At 70.4% G+C, this 14275-nt stretch carries 16 protein-coding genes; 9 read left to right on the top strand and 7 right to left on the bottom strand.

Features of this window, described 5'->3' with window-relative positions; translation table 11 throughout:
* The first annotated feature begins 41 nt into the window (after positions 1–41).
* Both GTY96_RS04630 and GTY96_RS04625 read left to right on the top strand, forming a co-directional pair.
* Positions 42–758 (top strand): hypothetical protein, encoded by a 717-nt coding sequence (locus GTY96_RS04630; protein WP_161663958.1) that lies wholly within the window; start codon positions 42–44, stop codon positions 756–758.
* 37 nt (positions 759–795) lie between these two features.
* Complete coding sequence (locus tag GTY96_RS04625; protein WP_143898784.1) at positions 796–1341, top strand: ester cyclase; 546 nt, start codon at positions 796–798, stop codon at positions 1339–1341.
* A gap of 42 nt (positions 1342–1383) precedes the next feature.
* Here GTY96_RS04625 and GTY96_RS04620 read toward each other — a convergent pair whose 3' ends face one another.
* Complete coding sequence (locus GTY96_RS04620; protein ID WP_143898783.1) at positions 1384–1764, bottom strand: GFA family protein; 381 nt, start codon at positions 1762–1764, stop codon at positions 1384–1386.
* Positions 1765–1986: 222 nt separating this feature from the next.
* Between GTY96_RS04620 and GTY96_RS04615 the strand changes: the two genes are divergently transcribed.
* Positions 1987–3399: an RtcB family protein gene (locus tag GTY96_RS04615; RefSeq protein WP_235685323.1), complete on the top strand. Its 1413-nt coding sequence runs from the start codon at positions 1987–1989 to the stop codon at positions 3397–3399.
* Between the two features lie 12 nt (positions 3400–3411).
* Here the strand turns inward: GTY96_RS04615 and GTY96_RS04610 are convergent, their stop codons facing one another.
* Positions 3412–3852 carry a hypothetical protein gene (locus tag GTY96_RS04610; RefSeq protein WP_161663956.1) on the bottom strand — a complete coding sequence of 147 codons (441 nt, stop codon included), beginning with the start codon at positions 3850–3852 and terminating at the stop codon, positions 3412–3414.
* 33 nt (positions 3853–3885) lie between these two features.
* Between GTY96_RS04610 and GTY96_RS04605 the strand changes: the two genes are divergently transcribed.
* The 4 genes from GTY96_RS04605 to GTY96_RS04590 all read left to right on the top strand — a co-directional run bounded on the left by GTY96_RS04605 (position 3886) and on the right by GTY96_RS04590 (position 6675).
* Positions 3886–4281, top strand: coding sequence for a type II toxin-antitoxin system PemK/MazF family toxin (locus GTY96_RS04605; protein ID WP_143898780.1), 396 nt, complete (start codon positions 3886–3888; stop codon positions 4279–4281).
* 130 nt (positions 4282–4411) lie between these two features.
* Positions 4412–5002, top strand: coding sequence for a hypothetical protein (locus GTY96_RS04600; RefSeq protein WP_143898779.1), 591 nt, complete (start codon positions 4412–4414; stop codon positions 5000–5002).
* Positions 4999–5901, top strand: a complete 903-nt coding sequence (locus GTY96_RS04595) for a nucleotidyl transferase AbiEii/AbiGii toxin family protein (RefSeq protein WP_143898778.1) — start codon at positions 4999–5001, stop codon at positions 5899–5901. Before GTY96_RS04600 ends, GTY96_RS04595 begins: the two co-directional genes overlap by 4 nt.
* 246 nt (positions 5902–6147) lie before the next feature.
* On the top strand, positions 6148–6675 hold the full coding sequence (locus GTY96_RS04590; RefSeq protein WP_235685322.1) for a class I SAM-dependent methyltransferase: 528 nt from the start codon (positions 6148–6150) through the stop codon (positions 6673–6675).
* Positions 6676–6697: 22 nt separating this feature from the next.
* On the opposite strand, the gene GTY96_RS04585 is transcribed toward GTY96_RS04590, so the two are convergent.
* The 3 genes from GTY96_RS04585 to GTY96_RS04575 form a co-directional block, all read right to left on the bottom strand.
* Complete coding sequence (locus tag GTY96_RS04585) at positions 6698–7564, bottom strand: formylglycine-generating enzyme family protein (protein ID WP_161663954.1); 867 nt, start codon at positions 7562–7564, stop codon at positions 6698–6700.
* Between the two features lie 87 nt (positions 7565–7651).
* Positions 7652–9364, bottom strand: a complete 1713-nt coding sequence (locus GTY96_RS04580; RefSeq protein WP_161663953.1) for an alpha/beta hydrolase — start codon at positions 9362–9364, stop codon at positions 7652–7654.
* Positions 9365–9596: 232 nt separating this feature from the next.
* A complete protein-coding gene (locus GTY96_RS04575) occupies positions 9597–9935 on the bottom strand; it encodes a MarR family winged helix-turn-helix transcriptional regulator (RefSeq protein ID WP_235685321.1) in 339 nt (112 codons plus the stop codon).
* 183 nt (positions 9936–10118) lie between these two features.
* On the opposite strand from GTY96_RS04575, the gene GTY96_RS04570 reads away from it, so the two are divergent.
* Positions 10119–10691 carry a class I SAM-dependent methyltransferase gene (locus GTY96_RS04570; RefSeq protein WP_161663951.1) on the top strand — a complete coding sequence of 191 codons (573 nt, stop codon included), beginning with the start codon at positions 10119–10121 and terminating at the stop codon, positions 10689–10691.
* A 91-nt stretch (positions 10692–10782) separates the two neighbouring features.
* Positions 10783–11289 (top strand): DUF1993 domain-containing protein, encoded by a 507-nt coding sequence (locus GTY96_RS04565; RefSeq protein WP_143898772.1) that lies wholly within the window; start codon positions 10783–10785, stop codon positions 11287–11289.
* Here the strand turns inward: GTY96_RS04565 and GTY96_RS04560 are convergent.
* Both GTY96_RS04560 and GTY96_RS04555 read right to left on the bottom strand, forming a co-directional pair.
* A complete protein-coding gene (locus GTY96_RS04560; protein WP_235685319.1) occupies positions 11270–13207 on the bottom strand; it encodes a 2,3-oxidosqualene cyclase in 1938 nt (645 codons plus the stop codon). The genes GTY96_RS04565 and GTY96_RS04560 overlap by 20 nt on opposite strands.
* Complete coding sequence (locus GTY96_RS04555; RefSeq protein ID WP_161663950.1) at positions 13198–14241, bottom strand: phytoene/squalene synthase family protein; 1044 nt, start codon at positions 14239–14241, stop codon at positions 13198–13200. The genes GTY96_RS04560 and GTY96_RS04555 overlap by 10 nt, the downstream gene beginning before the upstream one ends.
* Between the last annotated feature and the right edge of the window lie 34 nt (positions 14242–14275).

The raw sequence follows: 14275 nt of genomic DNA, 5'->3' as shown, positions 1-14275 counted from the left end.
GCTCTAAACCAGGGGGAAGACACCCATCAGGAGCGAGCGACGTGTTCTGTGAGCACAAGGCCATCAGGTGGAAGAAGGTCAGCGCGAAGAAGGCCCGCCAGACCTTTGTCATCGAGGAGCGCAGCCAAGGGCTGATCGACCCGGAGGAGAACTTCCCGGAGGAGCCGAGCCACTACTTCGTGGCCACGGGAGACGTCGTGATCGACGGTCCGATTGGCTTCGGCGCGGAGGACGATGATGACGCCACGGTGTACGTCATCGACGGCGACCTCACCGTGCGCGGGCCCCTCAGCGCCACCCAGGGCGACTTCTACGGCGTCCTCCTGGTCACGGGCTCCGTCACCTGCGAGGACTTCGAGTCCATGTGGGATGGCCAGGTCGTCATTGGCGGCGGATTGACGGTCTCGCGGCTGATGGTCACCAACCTGGGTGACGCAGGCGTCCTCGTGGTCAGGGGCCGTGTCTCCGCCGGGACCTGGCTTGAAATCAGCGGACGGGGCTCGATTGACCTCTCCGGCCCCGCCAAGGGCCGGATGCTCCGAGGTCCCGGTGAAGACTTCCCCGAGTGGTCCACGGGCCGCGACGAGGACGGCAACCCGCTGGACCCTGACGAAGACGACGCCCCGCACTACATGTTCGATGCCTCCACCGCGAGCGACGCCTCCACCGCGCTCCGGCCTGAGTTCATCGAGGACGGTGAAATCGACGCGGACGCCCTGCGGGACGCGATCCGGGAGGGGCGCCCCGTCCTGCGCTGACCGACGCGCCCTGACATTCCCCCGAAGCGAGGCACGCGTGCTCACAGACCAGGTCCGCAAGGCCAGACAGAAGCTGGTGTTGAACCACTTCCACGACGAGGTGAAGCAGAACTGGGACGACGTCCTGTCGACCTTCCCGCACCCGCACTACGAGCTGATCCCCACCCTGACGGTGCATGACGGGGACCGCGCGGTGCGCGACTACTACCGGGAGACCCGCGTCGCGTTCCCCGACCAGCACCATGAAATCATCGCCCTGCGGCACAGCGACGATGCCGTCATCGTCGAGTTCTGGCTGATGGGCACCCACCTGGGGCCGCTGGGCCAGATTCCCCCTACGGGCAACAAGTTCCGGGCGCGGATGTCCGCGTACTTCATCTTCGACGAGTCCGAGACGCTGGTCTGCGAGCGCGTCTACTTCGACACGCTCAGCATCCTCAAACAGCTCGTCGGAGGCCTCGACATGAAGCGCCCGAAGAACTGGCTCCTCGCCGTCCGCTGCCTCAAGGGCCTCCTGGCGATGTCCGGCGACAAGCCGGTCCCCGCGCTGACCGAGACCACCCCGCCCACCTTCACCGACTGACAGCCCCTGTCGCGCACGGCGTTGACCGCGACGCGCCGTGCGTCAGTGCGCGTTCTGGGGCAGGCCGTCCCCCAGCTCGTAGTAGTCGCCCTTGTCGGCCACGAAGATGTGCATCGCCAGCCGGGCGCCGGTGGGCGAATCGAACGCCCCCATGGCGATGGCGAGGGTGTCCTTCGGGAGCGGATCCCAGAAGAGGAACGAGCCGCAGACGGAGCAGAAGCCCCTGCGCACCTTTTCGGAGGAGCGGAACCAGGTGAGCTTCTCCGCGCCGTGGATCGTCACGGCGTCGCGGGGGACATCCGTGGACGCCCAGAAGTGACCGGACTGCTTGCGGCACTGTGAGCAATGGCAGGCATTGGGCGGAGGCAAGGCGCCGGCGACCTCGAAGCGAACGGCTCCGCAAAGACAGGATCCCTGGTTCATGGCGTCCTGCTTGGTCGACATCCCCCGGCGGGTCAAGGCCCGCCCGGACGGAGCGCGCCTCCCTCTGCCCGGGGCTGTCAGGTCCCGTGGGCCGGGCCGTCCAGGGGGCGCGGATGCTCCGGCGTCCCGACCGCGGCTGCTGACCCGAGGTCCCGAATCTCATCGCTCACGTCCCCCGGGCAGTCCGCCGGGTCAGATTCCGAGAAGGTCATGCAGCCGAAAATGAATCGGCTCCTGCGGGCGCTTGCCCGTGAGGGGCTGGATGTCACCTACGACGGCCGTGTCTACACGGTCCGCCTCCAAGCCGATCCCCATGCGCCCCCCGCCGAGGTCCTCCTGCCACCGGACCTGCCGGTGGAGGGCAAGGCGCTCCAGCAGCTCGCGGCGCTCGCCGCGCTCCATCATCCCGCCGGAGGGCGCGTCAGACAGGTGCGCGCGACGCCGGACTTCCATCCGGGCGACTCCGGGGTGGCCATCGGCTCGGTGGTCCACACCGAAGGGCTGGTGGTCCCCGGCGCCGTGGGGACGGACATCAACTGCGGCATGCGCCTGCACGTCGCGGACATCCCCGTGGACGCCTTCCTCGCCCGCCGCGACGCTTTCGTGGAGCGGATGAAGGGGCACTACTTCTTCGGCACGCGAGACGTCGCCCAGGGCTCGCGCGCGCTGGAGGCGCTGCTGCGCGACGGACTGCCCGGGTGGCGCCTGGAGACGGAGGCCCAGCCGCTGGGCATGTCGGCCCGGGCCGACCTGGGCCAGTTGGGGCGCGAGTCCGCGCGCGTCCACCTCGGCGGTGCGCTCGAAGGAGACCCGGCCTGGGCGCCCACCGGGCTGCGCCGGGAGGGCGTGGTGCGCGACCCCGGCCTGGCCACCATTGGCGGAGGCAACCACTTCGTCGAGGTGCAGCAGGTGGAGGCCGTGGTGGACCGTGCACGGGCCTGGGAGTGGGGCGTGCGCGAGGGCCAGCTGGCGTTCATGGTGCACTCCGGCTCGCGGGACATGGGCAAGCATGTGGGGCGCACGTGGCAGGAGCGGGCGCGGGCCGCGTGGCCCGTGGGAGTGCCCTACCCCGCGAGCGGCATCTTCCCGCTCGCGGATCCGGACCGCGTCCGCGAGTACCTGCGGGCCGAAGCCACGGCGGCCAACTACGCCTTCCTCAACCGGCTGCTCCTCGCGGAGCTCTTGCGGCAGACCCTGCGCGAGCTGTTCGGGGACGTCGAGGCGCCGCTCGTCTACGACGTGCCCCACAACATCACCCTGCCCTGGGAAGACGGGTGGCTGGCGCGCAAGGGAGCGTGTCCTGCGGAGGCCGACCAGCCGGTCATCATCCCCGGCTCGATGGGGGCCACGTCCTACCTGATGAGCGGCCTGGGCAATGCGCGGGCGCTGTCCTCGGCCTCGCATGGGGCGGGCCGGGCCCACTCGCGCTTCTCCATGGCGCGAGGTGGCGCGGAGCACCGCGAGGAGGCCCTGGGGCTGACCGGGGTGGACTGCATCGCGCTGCGGGCTGAGCGCCGCATCGAGGAAGCCCCCGCTGCCTACAAGCCCATCGGCTCGGTGGTGGCCGCGCAGGTGGAGGCGGACATCGTCCGAGAGGTGGCGAGGCTGCGCCCGCTGATGACCTTCAAGGCCTGAGGCCCGGCGAGGTCAGGTCGCGGAGAGGAAGGCCTCCGCGTCACCGGCCTCGCACTTCCAGTGGGCGAAGACCCCTACGAGCTGGCAGCCCATGCACATGCATCCGATGTAGTACCAGCGGACGTCATTGCTTTCCGCGTAGAGGGCCACCGACGACAGGAGCTGGAACACCTCTTCCCGGCAGACGCAGACGTGGTGTTCGAACTCCGCCTCGTCCGCGTACTGAGCGCTGTCTCCCATCAGGTGGACCGCGCCGCAGGTCGCGCAGACACGCCTCGCGGCGCCCACCTCTTCGTCGCTTTCGAGCTTGAACGTCAGGCTCCCACACGGACAGACGGGCGAGGAGAATCGCGTGGCGGGATAGCCGTTGAGCTGGCTGAACCGGACCACTTCGGCCTGGACATCCTGGGTGTCGGTTCCGTACCAGTACTTGCCCTTCTTCTTCAGTCCCATGCGGCATCTCCGAACCCACGTCGCGAACAAGCCATGAAGACGACCCCAGTCGAATCGGCGGAGGCAGGGCCCGTGCGGATCCACCGCGGAGACGTGTTCTGGCTGGGCCCCGATGATTCACGAGGCCCCGCCCCCAGCTACTCGCATCCTCATGTGGTCGTCCAGGAGGACGTCTTCAACCACTCGCGAATCACGACCGTGGTCGTGTGCGCGTTGACGTCGAACCTGCACCGGGCGAGCGAGCCGGGCAATGTCCTGCTCGAGGTCGGCGAGGGAGACCTCCCCAGACAGAGCGTGGTGGTCGTGTCGCAGATCTCCTCGGTCGACAAGACCCGCCTGGGTGAGCGCATCGGGTCGCTGTCCGACGCACGGGTGGAGCAGATCCTGGCCGGACTGCGCTTCCAGCAGGCGTCCTTCTTCGCCCGGTAGGGTGGGGCCGCGGCCTGGGCGCGGCGCCCCCGTGGCGCCACCCACGAGGCCCCCCGCCTGGATAGATTGGCTGCCGTCAGGGCCTCCGTTCCGCCCCGTCCTGGCTCCAGTCCCGAAAGCCCTCGCCCTCATGCTCCTGGAGACCCACCTCACCCTCGCCCTACCGCTCGGCACGGAGCCTGAACTCCGGGCCTGGGCCGCGCGCCATGGCGTGAAGGCGCTGTGCATCGAGCTCGGGCGCGGGGTCGCGCCACGGCAGGTGATGTTGACGCTGCATGGAAGCGCGTCGGTGGAGGAGGCGCTTCAGCGCGCACGGGCGCTTGCCTCCGAGACCCTGCTCCTCCATGGCGCACGGCCGCGACGAATCAAGGTCGAGGCGACCTGGAACAACACGCGGCTCCCGGAGCATGCGCCGGCGTACCTGGAGCACCACGTCCGGGTGGCCACACACGACCTGGAGTCCCTGGAGCGCATCGCGGCTTCGCGGGGAGCCCACCTGTCCCGCAACGCCTACAAGGTGTCTCCCGACGGGCTTCAGGAGCGCTTCCTCACCCAGCGCTTCGGCCCCACGGACGATGCGACCATGAGCGAGGCCTTCGACGCGCTGATGATGGCGCTGGTGGACGCGAGGCTCCCGGTGACGAAGGTGGAGCGCGAGCGCGTGCTCTTCGACGACAACATCGCCCTCGATGAGGGCTGGCTGGAGGAGACATCCCGATGAGCGACCCCACGAAGCCCGTTCCGCTGAGGCGCCAGCACCCCGCGGGCTACGAGCACGACGACAACCGTCCGGATGTGTTCGACCCGGCGCTGAAGCATCACGACTCCGGGTACATCAAGGGCCCTCCCCGCTTCGAGGACGCGGCGGAGGCCGCCCGCTTCCGTGAGGCTCGCGCGCGGCTGCTCCGGCGGTGCCTCGCGGGAATCGGCCGCGCGCCCGTGGGAGCTCAGGTCGTCGCGCGCGGCAGCGTGGTCCTGGCGCTCTGGTACGGCGAGCGCGCCCGGCCCGCGAAGGACATCGACCTCGTCGTCACGCCCGAGACCGTGGGCCCGGAGTCGAGCGAGGGGCGCCAGCTCATGGCGGAGCTGACCCGGGCCGTCACGGACGCACTGCGGCTCGAGGGCATCGACCTGGATCCAGCGACCATCCCGGTCGACGGCATCTGGACGTATGAGCGCGCCGAGGGCCGGCGACTCACCTTCCCGTGGACCTGGGAGGGGCGCGTTCGCGACTCGGTCCAGGTGGACGTCGTGTTCAACGAGCGGCTGTTCGAGGCGCCCCTTCTGCACGACGTGGACGACGTGAAGGTCCAGGTCGCCACACCGGAGGAATCGCTCGCGTGGAAGCTCATCTGGATCGCGCATGACATGTGGGCCCAGGGCAAGGACCTCTACGACGCGGTCCTGCTCGCGGAGAACACCCCACCCCAGCCGCGCGTCATCCAGCAGGTGTTCGACGCCCAGGAGGGCAACTGGGCGGAGTACTTCAACCACGGCGTGTATGAACCGGCGGGCGACGTGGACTGGCCGAACTTCGTGCTCGAACACCCCACGCTCGCGGGGGGAACCCTCGAGGAGTACCGGGCGCGGTTGGATCGCGCGCTTCAGCGGGGCTTCTGAGCGGCCGCTCGAAGCGGTCGACTGGAGAGGGATTCCCTGGTTTGCTCCTGGCGCCATCCCTTGCTTGTCCCGGTGATTGGAATGACGCCCATGCGCTCCCAGGCAGTCCCCCGCCCGCTGATGGGATTGTGTGTCTGTCTCGTGCTGGCCGGCACCGCGGCTTGTCGCTCCGAGGGCGCCAAGGAGGAGCGAAGGGAGGCCCCTCGCGCGGCGGTGGAGGTGACTGAGAAGGACACTCCGGCGCCCATGCATGGGGTCGGGGGAATCGAAGGTGAAGACCCCACCTTTGATCAGGCCCGCCAGCCCGCCCGGGTCATCGCCGCGCTGGGAATCACACCGGGACAGCACATCGCGGACATCGGGGCGGGGCGCGGGTACTTCACGCTGCGGCTCTCGGATGCGGTCGGGCCGGAGGGACAGCTGGTTTCAACCGACGTCGATGACGCGGTCATCCAGCAGCTCCGCATGCGTGTCTCCGCGCGGAAGAATGTCGTGGTGCGGAAGGTGGGACCGGACGACCCGGGGCTCGAGGCGGGAGCCTACGACCTCATCCTGCTCTCCGAGGTGGACCACTTCCTGTCGGACCGCGCGGCCTACCTGATGAAGCTGCGCGCCGCGCTCGCTCCACACGGACGAATCGCGGTGACGCACCTCCGAGCCATGCGTCCACCGCTCGTCGCCGCCGCCCAGGCCGCGGGCCTCTTCGTCGCCTCCGAGGACACGAGCCTCCCGGACCACTACCTGCTCATCCTCCAGCCCGCCTCCAGCCACTGACGCGGCCAGGGCGCGTGCGGCACTACCGCCGCACGCACCGGAACCCGACGCCGCTCAGCCCATGAGACGGGTAGTTCCGGCCACGGTGCGCGGCGCGGAACAGCGAGGGGACGTGGTTGAGCCAGGAGCCACCCCGGTGGATCGGATCCACCGGGTCTCCCGGGGGGACGACGTTGACGTCTCCGCTCAGGTGCTCCTGATAGCCGGTGAGGGTCCATTCCCAGACATTGCCCGCCGTATCGCAGAGCCCCCAGGCGTTGCAGCGGGCTCCCGTCTCCGCGACGGGGGCCGTCTCCCCCCGGCACCCTCGCGCGGCGCATGACACCGAGCTGATCACCCGCGTGTCATCGAAGCCGGGCCCCCACCAGAACGGGCCGGTGGTTCCGGCCCGCGCGGCGTACTCCCACTCGGCTTCGGTTGGCAGGTCGCCCCCCGTGAGCCGGCAGTACGCACGGGCGGCATGCCAGTTGACGCAGTTCGCGGGGTGAGCGCGCCGGGTCGAGCCGAGATTGCACTTCCCTCGCCATCCTTGCGGCGTCTCGTCCTCGCGCCACCAGCGGGCCGCGGGAGCGACCGCCTGAAGTTCGGCGATGCGTGCTTCAAAGGCCTCTGTCGTGACGGGCGTCCGGTCCATCCGGAAGCCCGCGACGGACACCTCTAGCCGAGGACCTTCATCCGTGTCCCGCTCCGCCTCATCGTCAGGCGACCCCATCCGGAACACGCCCGCCGGGATCTCCACGGCGTGCTCACGCGAGTCCACGGAACGGGGCGCCCGCGCGACCTCCGCCGCCGCGGGCGTTCCCCGTCCAGGCGTGGCACCGCACGCCAGCAACACCACTCCCGAGATGCAGCTCCCCCACCGGGCCCACAGGCCCGCCGTCCTTGTCATCCGCATGACCTCGTGCCCACAGCGCGCCACCAGTCTCATGGCGCGCACGATACCCACAATGCGGACGCCCTGGTGGACAGGTCTGGCTCACTGGCCGGACTGGCGGGCCGCTGCGAGCAGGAGCTCCCGCAACCGCGCCGTCTTGTCCGCGGTCCAGCCCTCGGGCCGCAGGAGCGCGGCCCAGCCGTCCACGTGCTCGCCGGTGTACACGTGGCCGTAGCCGGCGGGGACCTCCATCCCCAGCGGGAGATCCGCCGTCACCTGCCAGAACGTGACGAAGGGGATCCACACCATCTCCCCGAGGACGTCATCGCCCCGAGGCTCGCGCAGCCAGTCCGGCCGCTTCACCAGGAGCCTGGGGCTCCACCAGGTGATGGGGTCGGAGGGGTGCAACAGATACAACACCCGGGAGTCCCCCCACGGAGCGGACGCCGGGGGGATGTCCTTCCCGGGCCTGCGACTGAAGCGGACGATGCGGCCGTCGCGATAGACGGGCTCCACCTCCGGACTGCCCGCGTCCCGGTGGTCGGTGAACTCGCGATACAGGGTGTTGAAGTTCGGCGGCCCCACGAACAGCACACCGTCGGTGCGATTGGCCAGGTCTCGCTCGCCGCTGAACGCCGTCTCGCCACCGTAGGAGCCCAGGCTCTCGCCGAAGACCAGCAGCTTCGGGCGGTGGTCCGGGGGGAGCCTGGACCAGCGCTCGTAGACCTCATCGAAGAGCGCGCGCCCCGACTCCCGTGCCCGCTGCTGATCGACCAGGACGGAGAGCCACGACCACAGGTGTGAGTACTGCATGGCGACGATCGCGGAATCGCCGCCGGCCAAGTACTCGAAGGCGTCCACGGCGTCCGGCACCACCCAGCCGCTGCCCGTGGTGGTCACGACCAACAGGTAGGCGCGGTCGAAGCCACCCGCCCGCTCCAGATCATCGACGGCGAGCCGGGCCCTGCCCTCCGCATCCGGCGCGGACGCATAGCCGGCGTACGCGCGGATGGGCTCCTTCACGGGCGCCCCATGGAACCGGGAGAGCTCGTCAACGGAGGGCCCGCGTCCCACGAAGTTGCGCCCCTCCCGCCCCAACGAGTCCCACGTCACCCGCGAACCGGGCCCCCCGGAGCGCAGCGCGGTGCGCGGGGGGACCACTCCCTTGTCCGTCGTCAGGTCCCGCACCTCCAGGGTGCGGTCCGCCATCCCGATGAGCCCGTCCCACAGCACTCCGCTGGCCACCAGGGCGGTGAACACCACCACCGCAAGGCCACTCGTCGCACGCGCCGCGCGAGGACCGATGTGCTTCGCCAGCCGCGCATCCAGCCCGCGGTACACCGCCCGCAGCCCGCGCCCCAGGGCGATGAACAGGAAGAAGACGACCGCCCCGACGAAGGGCGCGAGCAGGTACCCCGCGCCGCTCGCGAGGGGCATGCCCATCAGCTCCCGGATGCGCTGCTGCCAGTGCCATCCCAGGAGCAGCGAGCCCACCAGCGCCACGCAGCCCGTCACGAGAAAGGCCCGCCACGCGCGCGGGCGAGGTGCCCTCGCGGGGCGGGGGGCGAACTCGCGCCAGAGCCAGGCGCCCAGGCACCCCAGCCCATAGCCAATGGCCGCGCTGAGGCCACTGACGAATCCCTGGAAGGGTCCGGTGCGCGGCAGCAGCGACGGGGTGAAGGACAGACACGCGAGGAGCAGCGCGACCCAGGACCCTGGCAACGTGTAGCGCAGCCACCGCGGCCAGGCCCGCTTCACCCGCCAGGCACCGCGCGCCGGTGCAGGCTGATCCGCGCGAGTGAGTAGGTGCTCCATGCGAACCCCCAGGGAAGACGCTCGATGGCCCCACGGTGGCGGGGGCCGCGCGGGCGCCCCTTGCCTTGGACGTGCACCAGCCCCGCCTGCCGGCCAGGGAGCCGCCCGGCGTTGGACGTGGTGCTCGCCGCCTCCCCAGGGCGCACTCCAGAGGGTAGGCCCCGAGACCGCTCCCCGGCAGCGGGCGCCTGGCATGCCCGGCTCCAAGACCGCCGACACGCCCGGGTGCTCTTCAGTCCTCGGCCGTGGGGTCCAGGTTGCTCACCACGCGGCGCAACAGCGCGATGAGCGTCGCGCGCTCGCGCTCACTGAAGCCCGCGGTCGCCTGGTCGGCGACCTCCCCCAGTTGCTCCCTCGCCTGGGGTACGCGGGCCTTCGCCTTCGCGGAGAGCGAGATCCGCATCGCGCGCTTGTCCCCCGGATGCGGCTCCCGCGTGATGAGGCCATCGCGCTCCATCCGCGTGAGGAGCGCGGCCATCGTGGGTTGCTCGACGCGGGCGAGCTCCGCGAGCTGCTTCTGCAACAGCGCGCCGTGCTCTTCCAGCTCCCCGACGACCGGGAGGTAGGCCATCCCGAAGTCCAAGGGCCGGAGGCGCTGCTCGAAGTGGCGCATCAACAGGCGGGACGCGTGGTTGATCCAAAAGGTCGGCGCGGCCGCGGGGTCCCAACGGGGGGGAGTCTTGACTTTCATAGCATGCTATATAGATTGCCTCGTGTCCGGGAGCGACGCGCACCGGGCGCATGGAGGCAGCACATGACAGTACCCATGAAGAGCGCTGATTTCGATCGCGCCTACCGGGCTCCCATCACGTTCTGGGGTGACATCCGGATTCCGGAGGAGCTCAAGGCCCTGGCGCGGCAGGGCTCGCCCCGGACGGCGCTGGAGCTGGGGTGTGGCGTCGGAAGGTTCTCCCGCTATCTGGCCCAGCAGGGACTCCGGGTGACGGGGGTGGACTTCTCGCCGGTCGCCATCGCCAAGGCGCGGGAGGGCGCCGCCAGGGAGACCCTCCGGCCCGAGTTCATCGTGGGTGACGTGACCCGGCTGGAGGCGCTGAGCGGCCCGTTCGACTTCTCCTTCGACGTCGGGTGCTTCCACTGCTTCGACGCGCAGGGCCAGCGGGCCTATGTGGCGGAGGTGTCCCGGCTGCTCAAGCCGGGGGGCATCCACCTTGTCTGGGCATTGGACTCCGGTCCGAGCGGCCTGTCGTTCTCGCCTGCGTCGGTGAAGGAGGCGTTCGCCCCTGGCTTCGAGTTGCAGCAGGCGCTCAAGAGCCGGCGCCGCCTCATTCGTTCCCATTGGTACTGGCTGGTCCGCGCGTCGGGCTGAAGTGCCCATGACGCACCCTCCCAATTCACAGACGGAGGAACCCCGAGAGATCAGGTGGTGCGGAAAGAGCCCCACGGTTAGCTTGCGCGCCATGTACTTCGAGACCTTTTCCCAGATGAAGAAGCAGCTCGGGCAGATGGAGAAGTGGCTGGAGACGGCGGCGACCTTCGCCAAGTCGAAGCCCTTCGACCCGAACATCTACAGCGGGTTCCGGCTGGCGCCGGACCAGCTCCCGTTCGCGCGGCAGGTGCAGATCGCCTGTGACTCCGCGAAGCTCGGAGCGTCACGACTGACAGGCAAGGCCGCCCCGTCCCACCCCGACACGGAGCAGACGCTGGAGGAGCTTGGCGCCCGCATCCGCTCGGTGGTGGCCTATCTGGATGGGTTCACCGCCAAGGACTTCGAGGGCGCGGGGGAGCGCGTCGTCACCCAGCCTCGTTGGGAGGGCAAGGTGATGAGCGGCGCGGACTACTTCCTCCAGCACGCGCTGCCGAACTTCTACTTCCACGTCACCCACGTGTACGCGATCCTCCGTCACAACGGCGTCAACCTGGGCAAGGCGGACTATCTGGGGTCGCTCAACCTCCGCTCGCCTTGAGGCTGGAGGCCGGGCGCTCCGCGAGCGCGAGCGCCCACAGCGGGAAGATGCGCAGGTAGGCGTCGTAGTGGATGGCGCAGGTGCGGCTGAACACGCCGGCCAGGGGCTCCTGGGGCCACTGGCCTCCGGGCCCCTGTCGCTCGCGCAGCCACGCCACACCCCGGCGGGCGGACTGGGAGTCCGCGTCGCCCGTGGCCACGAGCGACAACACCGCCCAGGACGTCGTTACCGCGTGCCCCGCGCGCCCCTCCACCCAGCGGCGCTCACGGCAGCTCTGGATGGTCTCGCTCCAGGAGCCGTCGTCGCGCTGGTGGGCCTTCAGGAACGTGGCCGCACGGCGCAGCGCGGGGTCGTCCTTCGCGGCGCCCGCGGCCACCAGCCCGTTGACCCCGAACCACGTACCGTAGCTGAAGCACACGCCCCAGGAGCCCTCCCAGCCTCCCTCCGGGCGCTGCTGGCGGCGCAGGAAGTCCGCGCCTCGCGCGATGGCCCGCCCCACCGGCGCCTCCGGTCGTGCACTCCGCCACGCCGCCAGCGCCTGCACGCACGCCGACGTGCACTCCACATAGCTGGTGTCCACCATGATGCCGGCGAACACGTCCGACGGGTTGAACCGCTCCAACCAGCGCGGGCCCCGCTGCCGCTCGTAGGTGGCCCAGCCGCCATCGCGGTTCTGGAGCGACAGGATGAACGCCACCGCCTGCGCCAGCCGCTCGCGCGACACGCGGTTGAGCCCGAGCGGCTCCAGCAACAGACACGCCTTCACCGCCTCCGCCGTGCAGTCGCTGATGGGCCAGCCGTGGGCACGCGTGCTGAAAGGCCAGCCGCCCCGGCTCGGATGCCGGTGGAAGCGCGCGGCGCGCGGTGAGTCCTCCAGCACCTGCTCCGCCTCCAGGAAGCGCCCTGCCCGCTCCAGCGTGTCACGCGTCCCCGCGTCCGGTCCGGCGGCCACCAGGGACTGCACCGCGAACGCGGTGTCCCAGAGCTGCGAGGAGTTGTAGCCGTTGAAGGTGATGCCTCCGCCAGACTCTTGGAGGTAGTCCGACAGGCGCTCCAGGTGGGCGCGCACCTCCGGGCCTCCCGGCCGCGCCAGGTGCCACACCACCGTGTCGAGCACCTTGTTGATGGGCCCGATGCAGAGGTGGTGCGTGGCCTCGTCCTCTCCTCGAATCAGCGCCAGGGATTCATCCAGCGCGCGGGCCCGCAGCCGCTTCGAGTGGATCCGCTCATACCCCCCCAGCACGCGGTGCGCCGCGCGCAGCAACGGCCCGTGGGGACTGTAGGCGTCGGACGGGGCCACCCGGCCGCGCGCGCGCTTCCAGTCCACGTCCGCGTACGGCTGGGGATACAGCTCACGCCGCAGCTCGGCCAGCAGGGGCGTCTCCGGCGCGCGGGCCCGGCGGCCATAGAGCCAGCCCATGGGCAGGTACACCATGCGGCAATGGCACCACAGCCGCGAGGGGTGGAACGGCAGCGCTCGCGGCAACAGCCACAGCTCGGGAGGCACGGGGGCCAGCCCGTCGTATTCGTAGAGCCCCAGCAGGGCGAGGATGAACTTCCCCCAGGACGCGCTGCCCAGCGGCCCTCCCCTGGGGAGGAACCACTCCCGCGCGCGGACGAGCCCCGGGTCCGCGGGGCCAACGCCCATCAACCGCAGCGCGACGTAATCCAGCACCGTCGTGAAGACGAGGCTGGGCGACTCCACGTCCAGTCCCCATCCGCCATCCGCGTTCTGGTGGGCGCGCAGGTAGGCGATCATCCCCTCCCGGGTGCGCGCGTCCGGGGTCTGGCCCATCACATACAGCCCGGCCACGTACACCGCGCCCAGGAAGAGCGGGCCGCTGTAGTCCCCCTTCCAGGAGCCATCCGCCTCCTGGGTCCGGGCCAGCGTGGCGCGGGCCCGCCGCATCACCGCCATTCCGCCACCCCCGCTTGCGCCCGCGAGCACTCGGCGTAGAGCGCCCGCAGCGCGTCGTCGGACGCCACCCGCTCCTGCGTGAGCTGCATCAGCATCCCCACCGCCTCGCGGCTCATCTTCACGGGGGTGGGGTCGAACACGGCGGGGTTGCCCTCCAGCGTGTTGAGCGTCATCACCGCGAAGAACAGGGGGTAGAGACAGAACAGCCGCAGGCCGGGTTCGTCGGCGGGCAGGGCCAGCGTGTATTCGAGCGCCGCGTCCAGCTCCCGCCGCGCCACCGCCACCAGCTCCTCCATCAGCGCCACCGCCCGCGCTCGGCTGCCGGGCAGCGCGAGCGTGGCTGGCGTCAGCCCATGCGCGGACATCCGGTCCCTGGGCAGCCAGCAGCTGCCCCGGTCCAGGTCCTCGCGCACGTCCTTCAGGATGTTGGTGAGCTGCAGGGCCCGGCCAAAGGCAAGCGCCCGCGGCGCGAGCCGCTCCTGCCGGGGGGCGACGCTCGGGGAGCCGGCGATGAAGAGCCCGGTCAGCATCTCGCCCACGACGCCCGCCACGTAATAGCAATACATGAACGTCGCCTGGAGGTCGGGCAGGCCCATGACCTGACTGTCGCCCCCGTACAGCCGTTGCATCTGTCTCATCCCACCGGTCATCGTGCGAACGCACCGCGCGATATGCGGGTGGACCCAGGAGGGGAGCGCCGCCAGGGTCTCCAGCACCGTGAGCGTGCGTGCGACGAGCTCGGCTTCCGCTTCGGGGACCTCCGGCCTGAGCGCGAGGCCCGCCCGCCTCGCGAAGGAGCTGGCGCGGGACTCCCAGTCCGGCCCCAGGCACACGAGCTCTCCCAGCTCGTCGAGCAGGGGCCCCTGGAGTGCCCCCGGGGCCTCGTCCTCCAGCGTGTCCGCGATGCGGCACAGCAGGTAGGCCACCGTCACCGCCAGGTCCAGCGGCCCGGGCAGCAAGGGGATGTTGAGCGCGAACGTCCGGGATACCCGGGGCAGCTGCGTGCGACAGAACGACTCTCCCGGCAACCTCATGCCTGCCTCCTCTGCGTGCGGCACGGCGACTCAA

This window comes from Corallococcus silvisoli, assembly GCF_009909145.1.
GTDB lineage: Bacteria > Myxococcota > Myxococcia > Myxococcales > Myxococcaceae > Corallococcus > Corallococcus silvisoli.
Note: the sequence above shows the minus strand (reverse complement) of the source record. Positions and strands in the feature narration are given on the sequence as shown.

Coding starts and splice junctions, on each gene's coding strand:
- GTY96_RS04600 (WP_143898779.1), top strand. CDS start 4,412: ATGCTCCTGGAGACCCACCTCACCCTCGCCCTACCGCTCGGCACGGAG.
- GTY96_RS04595 (WP_143898778.1), top strand. CDS start 4,999: ATGAGCGACCCCACGAAGCCCGTTCCGCTGAGGCGCCAGCACCCCGCG.
- GTY96_RS04585 (WP_161663954.1), bottom strand. CDS start 7,564: ATGACAAGGACGGCGGGCCTGTGGGCCCGGTGGGGGAGCTGCATCTCG.
- GTY96_RS04615 (WP_235685323.1), top strand. CDS start 1,987: ATGAATCGGCTCCTGCGGGCGCTTGCCCGTGAGGGGCTGGATGTCACC.
- GTY96_RS04590 (WP_235685322.1), top strand. CDS start 6,148: ATGCATGGGGTCGGGGGAATCGAAGGTGAAGACCCCACCTTTGATCAG.
- GTY96_RS04560 (WP_235685319.1), bottom strand. CDS start 13,207: ATGGCGGTGATGCGGCGGGCCCGCGCCACGCTGGCCCGGACCCAGGAG.
- GTY96_RS04605 (WP_143898780.1), top strand. CDS start 3,886: ATGAAGACGACCCCAGTCGAATCGGCGGAGGCAGGGCCCGTGCGGATC.
- GTY96_RS04610 (WP_161663956.1), bottom strand. CDS start 3,852: ATGGGACTGAAGAAGAAGGGCAAGTACTGGTACGGAACCGACACCCAG.
- GTY96_RS04565 (WP_143898772.1), top strand. CDS start 10,783: ATGTACTTCGAGACCTTTTCCCAGATGAAGAAGCAGCTCGGGCAGATG.
- GTY96_RS04570 (WP_161663951.1), top strand. CDS start 10,119: ATGACAGTACCCATGAAGAGCGCTGATTTCGATCGCGCCTACCGGGCT.
- GTY96_RS04580 (WP_161663953.1), bottom strand. CDS start 9,364: ATGGAGCACCTACTCACTCGCGCGGATCAGCCTGCACCGGCGCGCGGT.
- GTY96_RS04575 (WP_235685321.1), bottom strand. CDS start 9,935: ATGGCCTACCTCCCGGTCGTCGGGGAGCTGGAAGAGCACGGCGCGCTG.
- GTY96_RS04555 (WP_161663950.1), bottom strand. CDS start 14,241: ATGAGGTTGCCGGGAGAGTCGTTCTGTCGCACGCAGCTGCCCCGGGTA.
- GTY96_RS04620 (WP_143898783.1), bottom strand. CDS start 1,764: ATGAACCAGGGATCCTGTCTTTGCGGAGCCGTTCGCTTCGAGGTCGCC.